Here is a 13,998-nt window from a genome sequence, read left to right as displayed (position 1 = left end):
CGCAGGTGACCCGGGTGGTCCACCCGATCGAGCAGGAGTCGTTCCGGCGGCTGCGCGCCCGCCTGGACACCTCGCACTTCCCTCCGCTGACCCGGGCGGTGGTGGAGCGGGTGATCCACTCCGCCGCCGACCTGGAGTACGCGGACGATCTCGTCCTGGACGAGGCGGACCTGGCCGGCGCGCACGCCGCGCTGCACGCCGGGGCGCCGGTGGTCGTGGACGTGGAGATGGTCGCGGCCGGGATCACCCGGCGGGAGACCGTCTGCCGGCTGAGCGACGCCGTGTCCGGCCCTGGGCTGACCCGTTCGGCGCACGCCGTGCGGCTGGCGTACGAACAGGTCGGGCCGGGCGCGCTCTGGGTGATCGGCTGTGCGCCGACCGCCTTGGAGGAGCTGCTGACGCTGGACGCCTCCCCCGCGCTCGTCATCGGTCTGCCCGTCGGGTTCGTCGGGGCGGCCGAGTCGAAGGCCGCGCTGCGCGAGAGCGGGCTGCCCGCCGTGAGCAACGTGTCCGAGAAGGGCGGGTCGGCGGTCGCCGCCGCCGCGCTCAACGCCCTGCTGTACCACCCCGCTCCCCACCCGGCTCCCCGCCCGGCTTCCCCCTCCGCTTCCCACCCGGCTTCCCCCTCCGCTTCCCACCCGGCTCCCCGCCCGGCTTCCCCCTCCGCTTCCCACTCCGAGGAGAAACAGTGACCACCCCGCCGCCCGCCCTGCTCATCGCCGGCCATGGCACCCGGGACGATGCCGGAGCCGAGGCGTTCCGCGCCTTCGTGCGGGAGCTGGGGCGCCGCCACCCCGAGCTGCCCGTCGCGGGCGGCTTCATCGAGCTGTCCCCGCCGCCGCTGGGCGAGGCCGTCGCCGAGCTCGTGGAGCGGGGGGTACGGCGTTTCGCCGCGGTCCCGCTGATGCTGGTGTCCGCCGGGCACGCCAAGGGCGACATCCCGGCGGCGCTCGCCCGTGAGAAGGAGCGGCACCCGGGGATCTCGTACGCCTACGGGCGTCCGCTGGGACCGCACCCGGCGCTGCTGAACGTGCTGGAGCGGCGCCTGGACGAGGCGCTCGGCACGTCCGGGCGCACACCCGGGGACCGGGCGGACGTGACCGTGCTGCTGGTGGGGCGCGGGTCGACCGACCCGGACGCCAACGCCGAGGTGCACAAGGCGGCGCGGCTGCTGTGGGAGGGGCGCGGGTACGCGGGCGTGGAGACGGCGTTCGTGTCGCTGGCCGCGCCGGACGTGCCGAACGGCCTGGACCGGTGCGTGATGCTGGGCGCGCGGCGGATCGTCGTGCTCCCCTACTTTCTGTTCACCGGGATCCTGCCGGACCGGGTGCGGCAGCAGACCGAGGGCTGGGCGGCCGCGCACCCGGAGGTCGAGGTGCGGTCGGCGGACGTCATCGGGCCCGAGCCGGAGCTGCTGGACCTGGTGATGGAGCGGTACGCGGAGGCCGTCGAGGGCGATCTGCGGATGAACTGCGACTCGTGCGTGTACCGCATCGCGCTGCCGGGCTTCGAGGACAAGGTGGGGATGCCGCAGCAGCCGCACTTCCACCCGGACGACGACGGCCACCACCACGGGCACGGCCACGGGCACGGGCACCACCCTCACGGAGGGCACACGCACTCCCATGCGCACTGACGGGCACGACCTGCGCCACCACGGTGACGCGGAGGTCCGCGACGACGGCTCCGCGCTGGTCGACCTCGCGGTCAACGTCCGCGCGGACACGCCCCCGGCCTGGCTGCGGGAGCACGTCGCCGCGTCCCTGGCCGGGCTCGCGGCCTATCCGGACGGGCGGGCGGCGCGGGCCGCGGTGGCGGCGCGGCACGGGCTGCCGGTGGGGCGGGTGCTGCTGACGGCGGGCGCCGCGGAGGCGTTCGTGCTGGTGGCGCGCGCTTCGAAGATCCGTCGGGCGGTGGTGGTGCATCCGCAGTTCACGGAGCCGGAGGCGGCGCTGCGGGACGCCGGGCACGTGGTGGAGCGGGTGCTGCTGCGGGAGGAGGACGGCTTCCGGCTGGACGCCGCGGCCGTCCCCGAGGACGCCGACCTGGTGGTCGTCGGCAACCCGACGAACCCGACGTCGGTGCTGCACCCCGCGTCCGTGCTCGCCGGGCTGGCCCGGCCGGGGCGGACGCTGGTGGTCGACGAGGCGTTCATGGACGCGGTGCCGGGCGAGCGGGAGGCGCTGGCCGGGCGGACGGACGTGCCCGGTCTGGTGGTGCTGCGCAGTCTGACGAAGACATGGGGGCTGGCCGGGCTGCGCATCGGCTACGTCCTCGCTGCGCCGGACACGATCGCCGAACTGGAGCGGGCGCAGCCGCTGTGGCCGGTGTCGACGCCGGCGCTGGCGGCGGCTGAGGCGTGTGTGTCGCCGCGGGCGCTGGCCGAGGCCGCCCACGCGGCCCGTCGCGTCGCCGCGGACCGGGCCCACCTCGTCGCCGGGCTGGAGGAGTTCGCCGGGCACGGGGTGCGGGTGGCGGGCCCGGCGGAGGGCCCGTTCGTGCTGGTGCGGCTGGAGCACGCGGCGGCGGTACGGCAGCGTCTGCGCGGCCTGGGCTATGCCGTGCGGCGTGGGGACACCTTCCCCGGGCTCGGGGAGGAGTGGCTGCGGCTCGCGGTGCGGGACCGGGCGACGGTGAACGGGTTCCTGCGGGCGCTGGAACGGGCGTTGGCCACCGTGTCGCCGTGAGGCGGGGAGGGGCGAGGAGGGCCCCGGTACACGCTCCCCCAGCCCGCACGCGCCGCCCGCTCAGCCTCCTCAGCCCACGACCCGCCCGTTCAGCACCACCCGCAGCGGGGCTCCCAGCACGCGTACGTCGGTGCGGGGGTCCCGTTCGTACACCACCAGGTCCGCCGCCGCGCCCTCGTCCAGGCCGGGGCGGCCGAGCCACGCGCGGGCGGCCCAGGTGGCCGCGGCGAGGGCCTCGACCGGCGGGATACCGGCCGCCACCAGCTCCGCGACCTCCTCCGCCACCAGGCCGTGGGGCAGGGTGCCGCCCGCGTCGGTGCCGACGAAGACCGGGATGCCGGCGTCGTGGGCGTTGCGGACGGTGTCGTAGCGGCGCTCGTGGAGGCGGCGCATGTGGGCCGACCAGCGGGGGTACTTCGTCTCGCCGCCGGCGGCGAGCTTGGGGAAGGTGGCGATGTTGACCAGGGTCGGGACGATCGCCACGCCGTGCGAGGCGAAGAGCGGGACGAGGTCGTCCGTCAGCCCCGTCGCGTGTTCGACGCAGTCGATGCCCGCCTCGACCAGGTCCCGCAGACTGTCCTCCGCGAAGCAGTGGGCGGTGACGCGCGCGCCCAGCCGGTGGGCCTCGGCGATCGCCGCCTCGACGGCTCCGCGCGGCCAGCAGGCGGCCAGGTCGCCCGCGTCGCGGTCGATCCAGTCGCCGACGAGTTTCACCCAGCCGTCGCCCCGCCGGGCTTCCCGGGCGACGTACGCCACCAGGTCCTCCGGCTCGACCTCCCAGGCGTAGCCGCGGATGTAGCGGCGGGTGCGGGCGATGTGCCGGCCCGCCCGGATGATCTTCGGGAGGTCCTCGCGGTCGTCGGTCCAGCGGGTGTCGGAGGGGGATCCCGCGTCGCGGATGAGGAGCGTCCCGGCGTCCCGGTCGGTCAGCGCCTGCCGTTCCGCCACGTCCCGGTCGACGGGCCCGTGCGCGCCGAGGCCGACGTGGCAGTGGGCGTCGACCAGGCCGGGCAGGGCCCAGCCCGTCACCGTGCGGACGTCCCGGGCGCCGGCGGGGCGGTCGTAGGAGATCCGTCCGCCGACGATCCACAGTTCGTCGCGGACGTCGTCGGGTCCGGCCAGGACCCGGCCCGTCACGTGCAGCACCGGCTCATCGCTCATGTACGGCACCTTAGTCAGGCACCGGCCGGGCGCCGTCGCCCCCGCCGGGCCGGACGTTCCCCGGGGAGGGAGCAGCGGGCCGGTGCCGGCCCTCTCGGGCGGGCCGGGCCGCTGCGGGACGTGCCGGTTACCCTCGTCACGTCCACCCCGTGAGTGAAGAGAGCACCGCCGTGACACACCCGTTCCTGGACCTGGCCCCGCTGAGCGCCGGCCGCTTCGCGTCGATCGAGGACCGCGTGGCGCGCCTGCTGAGCACCGAGCAGAACGTCGTGATCATGCAGGGCGAGGCGCTGCTGCCGCTGGAGGGGGCGATCCGGGCGACGGCCGGGCCCGGCACGACCGCCCTGAACGTCATCACCGGCCCGTACGGGCAGACCTTCGGCGACTGGCTGCGGGACTGCGGCGCCACGGTGGTCGACCTGGCGGTGCCGTTCCACACGGCGGTCGGCGCCGAGCAGATCCGCCGGGCCTTCGCCGAGCACCCGGAGATCGACTTCGTGTCCCTGGTGCACGCGGAGGCGGCCACCGGCAACACCAACCCGGTCGCGGAGATCGGCGAGGTGGTGAAGGAGCACGGCGCGCTGTTCTACCTGGACGCGGTCGCCTCCGTGGGGGCGGAGCCGGTGCTGCCGGACGCGTGGGGCGTGGACCTGTGCGTGATCGGCGCACAGAAGGCGATGGGCGGCCCGGCGGGCGTGTCGGCGGTGTCGGTGAGCGAGCGGGCGTGGGCGCGGATGGCCGCGAACCCGCGGGCGCCGCGCCGCTCGTACCTCTCCCTCCTCGACTGGAAGGAGCGCTGGGTCGACGGCGGCCGCAAGGCGCTGCTGCACGCGCCGGCGCAGCTGGAGATGCTGGCGCTGGAGGCGTGCGTGGAACGGATCGAGGCGGAGGGGCCGGCGCGGGTGATGGCCCGGCACGCGTCCGCCGCCGCGGCGACCCGCGCGGGCGCGGCGGCCCTGGGCGGCGGCCTGGAGCCGTACGTGCACGAGGCGGCGCACGCGGCGCCGGTCGCCACGACCCTGCGTTCCCCGTCGGGTGTCTCCGCCGTGAAGCTGGTGGCCCGGGCCCTGGCGAGCGACCCGGCGCTCGCGCTCGCGGCGGGCGGGGGCGCGCTGGCCGAGGAGATGATCCGTGTCAACCACTACGGCGCCGACGCCACGCCGGGCGCGGTCCGCGGCTCCCTGACGGCCCTGGCCGGGGCCCTCGCCGACGAGGGACGCGACGTGGACCTCCAGGGCGCGCTGCGGGCGGCGGACGCGGCCTGGCAGTAGGACGTCCCGCGGGTTCTGCGTCGACGGCGCCGGGGCGACCCGGCGCCGTTCGCGTACCCGGAAACGGCCGGACGAGCTCCCGCATGCGGACGGCCACCGAATGACAGCCCCCCGGATGACGGCCCACCGAAAGACGGTCCACCGGATTCCGAATTCACGGCAATTCCGCAATCCACCCCAACCCAATTACTTGCCGACGGCTTTCCCGGGTTCTTCTGCCCGGAATCACAGTAGCTAAACGCGAGAGATTTTCGGTGGGATTGCGAGCGCGTGACGCATCGCACAGCGCTACCTTTATGCACCATTTTGCGCGGTGCAAAACCGTACATACCCCTCGACGATCACAGGGGCATCACACAACCAGCGCCCCCTCTCCATGCATTTTCTAATTCGCCTCGGTAAGTTCCATCCGCATGACTGCCACACAAGCAGACCTGCTGATCGACCGCCCGTCGGTGGCCGACGGGGCCGCGCTCTGGCGCATTGCCAAGGAATCCGGAAAGCTCGACCTGAACTCCTCCTACAGCTATCTGCTGTGGTGCCGTGACTTCGCCGCCACCTCGGCGGTGGCGCGGGCGGAGGACGGGCGGCCCGTCGGGTTCGTCACCGGATACGTCCGGCCCGAGGCCCCGCACACCCTGCTGGTCTGGCAGGTGGCGGTCGACGCCGCGTACCGCGGCCGCGGACTCGCGGCCGCCCTGCTCGACGGACTGACCGCACGGATCACCGCCGAGCACCCCGTCACCACCGTCGAGACCACCATCACCCCGGGCAACACCGCCTCCGAGCGGCTGTTCACCTCCTACGCGGCCCGGCACGGGGCGGACGTCACCCGCGAGCCGCTGTTCGGCGCCGGCCTGTTCCCGGACGGCCCGCACGACCCGGAAGTCCTCTACCGCATCGGCCCGTTGACCTCCGCCTGAGCTCACCCCCCACACCGTCACACCGAGGAGCGTTCCGCCGTGACCATCACCCAGCCCGACCTCAGCGTCTTCGAGACCCTCGAGTCCGAGGTGCGCAGCTACTGCCGCGGCTGGCCGGTCGTCTTCGACCGCGCCCGGGGCAGCCGTATGCGGGACGAGGACGGCCACCAGTACCTCGACTTCTTCGCCGGTGCCGGATCCCTCAACTACGGCCACAACAACCCCGTCCTCAAACGGGCGTTGATCGACTATCTGCTGCGCGACGGCGTCACCCACGGGCTCGACATGTCCACCGTCGCCAAGCGGTCCTTCCTCCAGACCTTCCAGGACCTGGTGCTGCGGCCGCGCGACCTGCCGTACAAGGTCATGTTCCCGGGTCCGACCGGCACCAACGCCGTGGAGTCCGCGCTGAAGCTGGCGCGCAAGGTGAAGGAGCGCGAGGCGATCGTGTCGTTCACCAACGCCTTCCACGGGATGTCGCTGGGTTCGCTCGCCGTCACCGGGAACGCGTTCAAGCGGGCGGGCGCGGGCGTCCCGCTCGTGCACGGCACGCCGATGCCGTTCGACAACTACTTCGACGGCACCGTCCCCGACTTCCTCTGGTTCGAGCGGCTGCTGGAGGACCAGGGGTCCGGGCTGAACAAGCCCGCCGCCGTGATCGTCGAGACCGTGCAGGGCGAGGGCGGCATCAACGTCGCCCGTCCCGAGTGGCTGCGGGCGCTGGCGGAGCTGTGCGAGCGGCAGGACATGCTGCTGATCGTCGACGACATCCAGATGGGCTGCGGCCGCACCGGGGCCTTCTTCTCCTTCGAGGAGGCCGGTGTCGTCCCGGACGTCGTCACCGTGTCCAAGTCCATCAGCGGCTACGGGCTGCCCATGTCGCTGTGCCTGTTCAAGCCCGAGCTGGACGTGTGGGAGCCGGGCGAGCACAACGGCACCTTCCGCGGCAACAACCCCGCGTTCGTCACCGCCACCGCCGCCCTGGAGACGTACTGGTCCGACGGCTCCGCCATGGAGAAGCAGACCCGTACCCGCGGCGAGCAGGTCGAGCGGGCGCTGATCTCCCTCACCGAGGAGAACCTCGCCGACGTCAAGGAGTACCGGGGCCGCGGACTGGTCTGGGGCCTGGAGTTCCACGACAAGGCGCGCGCCGAGCGGGTGGCGCGGCGCGCCTTCGAGCTCGGGCTGCTGATCGAGACGTCCGGACCCGAGAGCGAGGTCGTCAAGCTGCTGCCCGCCCTCACCATCACCCCGGAGGAGCTGGACGAGGGCCTGGGCATCCTCGCCCGCGCCGTCCGGGAAACCGTCTGAAATCCCTGGTCAGGAAGGAAATACCCACCGTGATCGTCCGCTCGTTCAAGGACATCGAAGGCACCGACCGGCATGTGAAGTCGGCCTCCGGGACATGGGAGAGCAAGCGCATCGTCCTGGCCAGGGAGAGGGTCGGCTTCTCCCTCCACGAGACGGTCCTCTACGCGGGCACCGAGACGTCCATGTGGTACGCGAACCACATCGAGGCCGTCGTCTGCGTCGAGGGCGAGGCCGAACTGACCGACCACGAGACCGGGCTCACCCACACCATCACGCCCGGCACCCTGTACCTCCTCGACGGGCACGAGCGGCACACGCTGCGCGTCAAGGAGGACTTCCGCTGCATCTGCGTGTTCAACCCGCCCGTGACCGGACGGGAGGACCACGACGAGAACGGCGTCTATCCGCTGCTCACCGAACCCGAGCCCGAGGAGGTGTGAGACACCCATGACCACTCACCTGACCCCCGCGACCGCCGCCCCCGCCGCGACCGGCTTCCCCGACCTCTACCCCAGCCGCGGCGCCACCGAGGTGACCGTCCCCCGCCAGGACCCGGTCGTCTGGGGCGCGCCCGACGCACCCGGCCCGTTCGAGCCGCTCGACCTCCACTCCTTCGAGCGGGACGGCTTCGCCACCGTCGACGAGCTCCTCACGGACGACGAGGTCGCCGTCTACCGGCGGGAGCTGGACCGCCTGGTGGCCGACCCGGCGATCCGGGCCGACGACCGGTCGATCGTCGAGCCGGCGTCCCAGGAGATCCGGTCCGTCTTCGAGGTGCACCGGATCAGCGAGGTCTTCGCCCGCCTCGTGCGCGACGAGCGGGTCGTCGGCCGGGCCCGGCAGATCCTCGGCTCCGACGTGTACGTCCACCAGTCGCGGATCAACGTCAAGCCGGGCTTCGGCGCCTCCGGCTTCTACTGGCACTCCGACTTCGAGACGTGGCACGCCGAGGACGGTCTGCCCCGGATGCGGACGGTGTCCGTCTCGATCGCGCTGACCGAGAACCACGACACCAACGGCGGGCTCATGATCATGCCGGGCTCGCACAAGACGTTCCTCGGCTGCGCCGGCGCCACGCCGAAGGACAACTACAAGAAGTCGCTCCAGATGCAGGACGCGGGCACGCCCTCCGACGAGGCGCTCACCACGATGGCCTCCGAGTACGGCATCAGGCTGTTCACGGGCCGGGCCGGTTCGGCGACCTGGTTCGACTGCAACTGCATGCACGGGTCCGGCGACAACATCACGCCGTTCCCGCGCAGCAACGTCTTCATCGTGTTCAACAGCGTCGAGAACGCGGCGATGGAGCCGTTCGCGGCGCCGGTGCGGCGGCCCGAGTTCATCGGGGCGCGGGACTTCACCCCCGTCCGGTGAGGTGAGCCGGGGGCCGCCCGCCCGGCGCGCCGCGGGCTCAGCCCGACAGCGCGTCGAGCAGGCGGTCCACGTCCCGGGCCGTGTTGTACAGGTGGAAGGACGCGCGCAGGTTGCCCGCGCGGTCGGAGACCTCGATGCCCGCGCCGCTCAGCTCCCGCTGCCGGACGCCGAGTCCGGGCACCGAGACGATCGCCGAGCCGGGGGCGGGCACGGGCTCGTGGCCGAGGTCCGCGAGCCCGGCCCGGAACCGGTCGGCGAGGGCCACGTCGTGGGCGTGGACGGCGGCCACGCCGAGTTCCTCCACTAGGTCCAGGGAGCGGCGCAGTCCCGCGAACGTGAACAGGGCGTGGCTGAGGTCGAAGCGCCGTGCGGAGTGGGCGAGTTCGGCCACGGGGCCGTAGCAGCTGTCCCACGGCGCCTCGCCCGCGACCCAGCCCGCGAGCAGCGGCGTCAGCCCGCCGAGGTCCTCCGGGACCACGAGGAAGGCCGCGCCGTGCGGGCCGAGCAGCCACTTGAAGGAGACGGCCGCGGTGAAGTCGTCGGCGGCGACGTGGGGGTGCATCGGCAGCCAGCCCGCGGACTGGGAGTGGTCGACGTAGGTGCGTGCGCCGTGTGTCCGGGCCGCTTCCCGCAGGGCGGACAGGTCGGTGATCCGGCCGTCCGCGGACTGGGCGGCGCTGACCGCGACGAGCGCGGTGCCGGGCCGGACGGACTCCGCGATCCGCTCCAGCGGCACGGTACGGACCTTGAGGTCGCCGCGGACGTGGAACGGGTTCAGCACCGAGGTGAAGTCGTCCTCGGCGGTGAGCACCTCGGCGCCCGCGGGCAGCGAGGCGGCGATGATCCCGGTGTGCGCGGCGACCGAGGAGCCGACCGCCACCCGGGTCGCGGGGACGCCGGCGAGCCGGGCGAACGCGGCCCGGCAGGCCTCCACGTCCTCGTACAGCGGGGTCAGCGGCCTGCCCTCGGCCCGCAGCACCGCCGCCTCGTGCAGGGCGGTGACCGTACGGGCCGGGAGCAGGGCGTTGCTCGCGGTGTTGAGGTAGGTGCCCTTCGGGGCGAACTCGGCGCGGACGAGGGTGTCGAAGGTCTGCGGACTCGGGCTGCTCCGCCCGGCCCGCGGGCGCCGCGCGGTCTCCGTGCTCGCGCTCCCGATGGTCGTGCTCGCGGTGGTCGTGCGCGCGCTCCCGGTGGTCCCGCCGGTCTCGCTCCCGGTGCTCTCCGTGGTCTCCATGGCTCCACTCTGCGGCCCGCGGAAGTCGCAGTCCATCGCGTATTCCTACGCTGTGCCCCCAAGGAACGCTTATGAGACGCGCGCCACCTGCGCCGTCCCGCCTCAGGGCCGCGGCACCGCACACCCGTCCGGACCACAGGCCCCGGCGTCGCCCGCGTCGACGTGCGAAGAAGCGGGCCTTGCCCACTTGGCATCCTCCCTGGCCCGAAGGCCGGGGATTCCCGCCTGCTCCCACCGGATGGGTGAGGACTTCGGGTGGGATCCACACCCGAATGCCCTCGCCAGCGCTGTGCGCTGACCGGCGGCCGGGTACGAGCGGAAGCTGTACCGAAGCTGCACGCCGATCACGCCACCCAGTTGGTTCTTGGGAGATCGATGAGACCGTTCGTGCACGCGGTCACCCCATCTTCCGCATGGGCGGCCCTGCCCGCGGCGACCGCCGCGCTCAGCTCCCGTCGCGCAGGTCGTCCGGCCATGTCGGCCGGTACTCCAGGCGGTCGTAGGTGACCACGCAGCCCTGGCCCATCGGTGACTGCGTCATGAAGCCGACCAGGGCCGCGCCCGTCTCCTTCTCGTCGCCCAGGGTGAACAGCCGGACGAAGGTCCAGCGTTCGCCGTCCCGGGAGGCGTGGAAGGCGAGGGCCCGCCCGGTCCGGCTGATCCGCAGCCAGACCGTGCTGCCGTCCACCGTGAAGGAGTTGGCGTCGTCGGAGTGCCCCCGGGTGACCACCGTGCAGACGGTGGGCACGTCCGGGGAGTACTCCAGGCAGAGCTTGGCCCAGGCCCGCTCGCCGACGTGGACGTAGAGCACGCCCGCGTCGAAGGCCCCGTTGAACCCGACGGTGACCCGTGCGACGAGCTGGAAGTCCCCTTCGGGCGCCCCGAGCAGCCGGGGCGCGTCGGTGGCGGGGTCCAGCGCCTCCCCGGTGGGCGGCACGAACCGGTCCTGCCGGGGACCGGCCCATCCGGTGAGGACTCCGTCCTCGTAGGACCAGTGCCCGTCAGGACCGTAGGTGCGGAGGGGGAAGGGCAGTTCGGGGAGTTCGACGTCCATCATCGGAGTGTCCCGGTTCCCTCTCTCCGCGTGGCAACGGGTGTCTCAGCGCTCGAGGTGGTTGTTGAAGCGCCGGGGCAGACCGAGCGGGTTGTCGTCGCGCAGCTCGGGCGGCAGCAGCGCTTCGGGGGCGTTCTGGTAGACGACCGGCCGCAGCCACCGCTCGATGGCCGTGCCGCCCACGGAGGTCGACGTGGACGTCGTGGCCGGGTACGGCCCCCCGTGGTGCTGGGCCGGGGCGACGGCGACGCCCGTCGGCCAGCCGTTGACCAGGACGCGCCCCGCGAGCGGGGTGAGGTCGGCGAGGATCTCGGAGCCGCGGCCCTCGCCCGCCGCCTCGCCCTCGGAGAGCTGGACCGTCGCCGTGAGGTTGCCCGGCAGCCGCGACAGGACCGCCTTGACCTCGCCGTCGGAGTCGTAGCGGGCCACGACGGTGACCGGCCCGAAGCACTCCTCCAGGAGCAGGTCGTACTCGCCCTCCTCGGCCAGCCGGGCCGCGGGGACGGTCAGGAACCCGGGGCTGACGGTGTGCTCGCCGCCGGCGCCCGGCGTCACCGGGGACTCGACGTCGGGCAGCTCGGTGCGCTCGGCGACCCCCGCGATGAAATTGTCCCGCATCCGGTGGTCGAGCAGCACGCCGGCGTCCGTGTCGCCGACCGCGTCCGTCAGCGACTTGACCAGCCCGTCGCCGGCGGCGCCGGACGGCACCAGCACGAGGCCCGGCTTCACGCAGAACTGTCCGACGCCCAGCGTCATCGACCCGGCGAGGCCGGTGCCGATCGCCTCGGCGCGCTCGGCGGCGGCCGCCTCGGTCACGACGACGGGGTTCAGGGAGCCCAGCTCACCGTGGAACGGGATCGGCACCGGCCGCGCCGCCGCCGCGTCGAACAGCGCGCGGCCGCCCCGGATGGAGCCGGTGAAGCCGGCGGCGGCGACCAGCGGGTGGCGGATGAGCTCGACGCCCGCCTCGAAGCCGTGCACGAGACCGACGACGGCCGGGTCGACGCCGTGTTCGGCGGCGGCGTCCCGCAGCACCTGGGCGACCAGCTCGGACAGGGCCGGGTGGTCGGGGTGGGACTTGACGACGACCGGGCAGCCCGCGGCCAGCGCGCTCGCGGTGTCGCCGCCGGCGACGGAGAAGGCGAAGGGGAAGTTGGAGGCCGAGTAGACGGCGACGACGCCCAGGGACACCTTGTAGCGGCGCAGGTCCGGGACGGGCGGGGTGGCCGTGTCGTCGGGGTGGTTGATGACGACGTCGAGGAAGGCGCCCTCGTCGACGATGCCGGCGAACGCGCGCAGCTGGTAGCAGGTGCGGGCGAGTTCGCCGCCGAGGCGGACCGGGCCGAGCGCGGTCTCGGCGTCGGCCACCTCGACCAGGTGGTCCTTGGCCGCCTCGAGCCGGTCGGCGGCGGTGCGCAGGAAGGCCGCGCGGACCGTGCGGTCGGCGAGCGCCTCGCGGGTGGCGTGGGCGGCGCGGACTACGGCGTCCACCTCCTGGGCCGTCGCCTCCACCGCGACCTGTTCCCGCTGCTTCCCGGTTCGGGGGTCGACACTCCAGACTGGTGCTGCTGCCACCGCGGGTCCTCCACGCGCTCTGTCTCATAGGCGTTCGATATACTGAACGCCGTCTCTGATGATGAATATGCTGTTGGAGACTATTTCCGTCGATGGAAGGGGTCAAGGGCGATGTCGGCTGGCGAGACGGGGGGCGGGGCGCAGGTCAAGTCCGCGGTACGGACGGTTGAACTGCTGGAATACTTCGCCGGTCGCCCCGGCATGCACTCCCTCGCGGCGGTCCAGGAGGCCGTCGGCTACCCCAAGTCGAGCCTGTACATGTTGCTGCGCACACTCGTGGAGCTGGGCTGGGTGGAGACCGACGCCACGGGCACGCGCTACGGCATCGGCGTGCGGGCCCTGCTGGTGGGCACCTCCTACATCGACGGCGACGAGGTGGTCGCGGCCGCCCGGCCGACGCTGGACCGGCTCTCGGACGACACCACCGAGACCATCCACCTGGCCCGCCTGGACGGCACCAACGTCGTCTACCTCGCCACCCGCCAGTCCCAGCACTACCTGCGGCCCTTCACCCGGGTCGGCCGCCGCCTCCCGGCCCACTCGACCTCCCTCGGCAAGGCGCTGCTGAGCACGCACACCGACGAGCAGGTCCGCAAGATCCTCCCCGAGACGCTCCCGGCGCTCACCGAGCACACCATCACGGACCGGGAGAAGCTCATCGAGGAGCTGCACCAGATCCGCGAGCAGGGCTTCGCCGTGGACCGCGAGGAGAACACGCTGGGCCTGCGCTGCTTCGGCGTGGCGATCCCGTACCGTACCCCGGCGCGGGACGCGATCAGCTGCTCGGTGCCGGTGGCCCGGCTGACCCCCGCGCACGAGCAGCTGGTGAAGGACGCGCTGTTCGACGCGCGCGACCGGCTGACCCTGGCGACCCGGAGGCTCTGAACGGTGCGGGTGGTGCTCCGCGAGGTCCACGACAGCGACCTGCCGGTCTTCTTCCGGCAGCTCAACGATCCCGAGGCGCTGCGCATGGCCGCGTTCACCCCAAAGGACCCGGCCGACCGGGCCGCCTTCGAGGCGCGCTGGGAACGCCTCCGGTCGACCGCTCTGGTCCGCACGGTCCTGGCCGACGGGGACGTGATCGGGAACGCGGCGGTGTACGGGGAGCCCGGCGAGCGCGAGGTGACGTACTGGGTGGACCGCGCCTACTGGGGGCGGGGCGTGGCGACGGCCGCGCTGCGCGGGCTGCTGGCCGAGGTGACGGAGCGGCCGCTGTACGCGCGGGCGGCGGCGGACAACGCCGGCTCGCTGCGCGTGCTGGAGAAGTGCGGGTTCCGGGCGACGACGCGGGCCAGGGGGTACGCGCCCGCGCGGGGTGCGGAGATCGACGAGGTCGTGCTGCTGCTGGAGTGAGGCCGGTCCGCTGCCCCGGCCCCGACGGGCGCCAGATGAACGGACGATGAGAAAA

General features: G+C 73.4%; 14 protein-coding genes. 10 read left to right on the top strand and 4 right to left on the bottom strand.

The genetic code is table 11. The features are described from left to right. The first annotated feature begins 5 nt into the window (after positions 1-5). From ACIP67_RS36770 to cobC, 3 genes are read left to right on the top strand one after another with little or no spacing between them, the layout of a single operon-like run. Positions 6-692, top strand: coding sequence for a precorrin-8X methylmutase (locus ACIP67_RS36770; protein ID WP_401697868.1), 687 nt, complete (start codon positions 6-8; stop codon positions 690-692). Continuing rightward, positions 689-1,636, top strand: coding sequence for a sirohydrochlorin chelatase (locus ACIP67_RS36765; protein WP_401697766.1), 948 nt, complete (start codon positions 689-691; stop codon positions 1,634-1,636). The genes ACIP67_RS36770 and ACIP67_RS36765 overlap by 4 nt, the downstream gene beginning before the upstream one ends. Beyond that, positions 1,626-2,687 (top strand): Rv2231c family pyridoxal phosphate-dependent protein CobC, encoded by a 1,062-nt coding sequence (gene cobC / locus ACIP67_RS36760; RefSeq protein WP_401697764.1) that lies wholly within the window; start codon positions 1,626-1,628, stop codon positions 2,685-2,687. Before ACIP67_RS36765 ends, cobC begins: the two co-directional genes overlap by 11 nt. A gap of 69 nt (positions 2,688-2,756) precedes the next feature. Here the strand turns inward: cobC and ACIP67_RS36755 are convergent, their stop codons facing one another. Then, a complete protein-coding gene (locus ACIP67_RS36755) occupies positions 2,757-3,848 on the bottom strand; it encodes an amidohydrolase family protein (RefSeq protein ID WP_401697762.1) in 1,092 nt (363 codons plus the stop codon). Positions 3,849-4,018: 170 nt separating this feature from the next. On the opposite strand from ACIP67_RS36755, the gene ACIP67_RS36750 reads away from it, so the two are divergent. The 5 genes from ACIP67_RS36750 (at position 4,019) to thpD (ending at position 8,727) form a co-directional block, all read left to right on the top strand. Further along, the gene (locus ACIP67_RS36750; RefSeq protein ID WP_401697867.1) at positions 4,019-5,119 is read left to right on the top strand and encodes a pyridoxal-phosphate-dependent aminotransferase family protein; all 1,101 of its coding nucleotides are present in this window, start codon (positions 4,019-4,021) and stop codon (positions 5,117-5,119) included. A 413-nt stretch (positions 5,120-5,532) separates the two neighbouring features. Continuing rightward, entirely contained in the window at positions 5,533-6,042 is a 510-nt protein-coding gene (gene ectA / locus ACIP67_RS36745) for a diaminobutyrate acetyltransferase (RefSeq protein WP_401697760.1), read from the top strand. Between the two features lie 39 nt (positions 6,043-6,081). Further along, positions 6,082-7,353 (top strand): diaminobutyrate--2-oxoglutarate transaminase, encoded by a 1,272-nt coding sequence (gene ectB, locus ACIP67_RS36740; RefSeq protein WP_401697759.1) that lies wholly within the window; start codon positions 6,082-6,084, stop codon positions 7,351-7,353. Positions 7,354-7,382: 29 nt separating this feature from the next. Beyond that, entirely contained in the window at positions 7,383-7,793 is a 411-nt protein-coding gene (locus tag ACIP67_RS36735; protein WP_401697758.1) for an ectoine synthase, read from the top strand. 7 nt (positions 7,794-7,800) lie between these two features. Then, entirely contained in the window at positions 7,801-8,727 is a 927-nt protein-coding gene (thpD, locus tag ACIP67_RS36730) for an ectoine hydroxylase (RefSeq protein ID WP_401697757.1), read from the top strand. Positions 8,728-8,764: 37 nt separating this feature from the next. Here thpD and ACIP67_RS36725 read toward each other — a convergent pair whose 3' ends face one another. The 3 genes from ACIP67_RS36725 to ACIP67_RS36715 form a co-directional block, all read right to left on the bottom strand. Next, a complete protein-coding gene (locus ACIP67_RS36725) occupies positions 8,765-9,961 on the bottom strand; it encodes an aminotransferase class V-fold PLP-dependent enzyme (RefSeq protein ID WP_401697755.1) in 1,197 nt (398 codons plus the stop codon). Positions 9,962-10,406: 445 nt separating this feature from the next. Further along, positions 10,407-11,015 carry a DUF1349 domain-containing protein gene (locus ACIP67_RS36720; protein WP_401697753.1) on the bottom strand — a complete coding sequence of 203 codons (609 nt, stop codon included), beginning with the start codon at positions 11,013-11,015 and terminating at the stop codon, positions 10,407-10,409. Positions 11,016-11,060: 45 nt separating this feature from the next. After that, a complete protein-coding gene (locus tag ACIP67_RS36715) occupies positions 11,061-12,590 on the bottom strand; it encodes an aldehyde dehydrogenase (NADP(+)) (protein WP_401697751.1) in 1,530 nt (509 codons plus the stop codon). Between the two features lie 111 nt (positions 12,591-12,701). On the opposite strand from ACIP67_RS36715, the gene ACIP67_RS36710 reads away from it, so the two are divergent. Both ACIP67_RS36710 and ACIP67_RS36705 read left to right on the top strand, forming a co-directional pair. Beyond that, positions 12,702-13,475, top strand: a complete 774-nt coding sequence (locus ACIP67_RS36710; RefSeq protein ID WP_401697749.1) for an IclR family transcriptional regulator — start codon at positions 12,702-12,704, stop codon at positions 13,473-13,475. A gap of 3 nt (positions 13,476-13,478) precedes the next feature. Next, the gene (locus tag ACIP67_RS36705) at positions 13,479-13,943 is read left to right on the top strand and encodes a GNAT family N-acetyltransferase (protein WP_401697747.1); all 465 of its coding nucleotides are present in this window, start codon (positions 13,479-13,481) and stop codon (positions 13,941-13,943) included. Positions 13,944-13,998: the final 55 nt, after the last annotated feature.

Origin of the sequence: Streptomyces sp. NPDC088812 (assembly GCF_044750285.1) — a bacterium.
Taxonomy (GTDB): domain Bacteria; phylum Actinomycetota; class Actinomycetes; order Streptomycetales; family Streptomycetaceae; genus Streptomyces.
The sequence above is the reverse complement of the archived record's forward strand: the minus strand, read 5'-3'. Positions and strand labels throughout refer to the sequence as shown.

Coding starts and splice junctions, on each gene's coding strand:
- cobC (WP_401697764.1), top strand. CDS start 1,626: ATGCGCACTGACGGGCACGACCTGCGCCACCACGGTGACGCGGAGGTC.
- ACIP67_RS36755 (WP_401697762.1), bottom strand. CDS start 3,848: ATGAGCGATGAGCCGGTGCTGCACGTGACGGGCCGGGTCCTGGCCGGA.
- ectA (WP_401697760.1), top strand. CDS start 5,533: ATGACTGCCACACAAGCAGACCTGCTGATCGACCGCCCGTCGGTGGCC.
- thpD (WP_401697757.1), top strand. CDS start 7,801: ATGACCACTCACCTGACCCCCGCGACCGCCGCCCCCGCCGCGACCGGC.
- ACIP67_RS36725 (WP_401697755.1), bottom strand. CDS start 9,961: ATGGAGACCACGGAGAGCACCGGGAGCGAGACCGGCGGGACCACCGGG.
- ACIP67_RS36720 (WP_401697753.1), bottom strand. CDS start 11,015: ATGGACGTCGAACTCCCCGAACTGCCCTTCCCCCTCCGCACCTACGGT.
- ACIP67_RS36710 (WP_401697749.1), top strand. CDS start 12,702: ATGTCGGCTGGCGAGACGGGGGGCGGGGCGCAGGTCAAGTCCGCGGTA.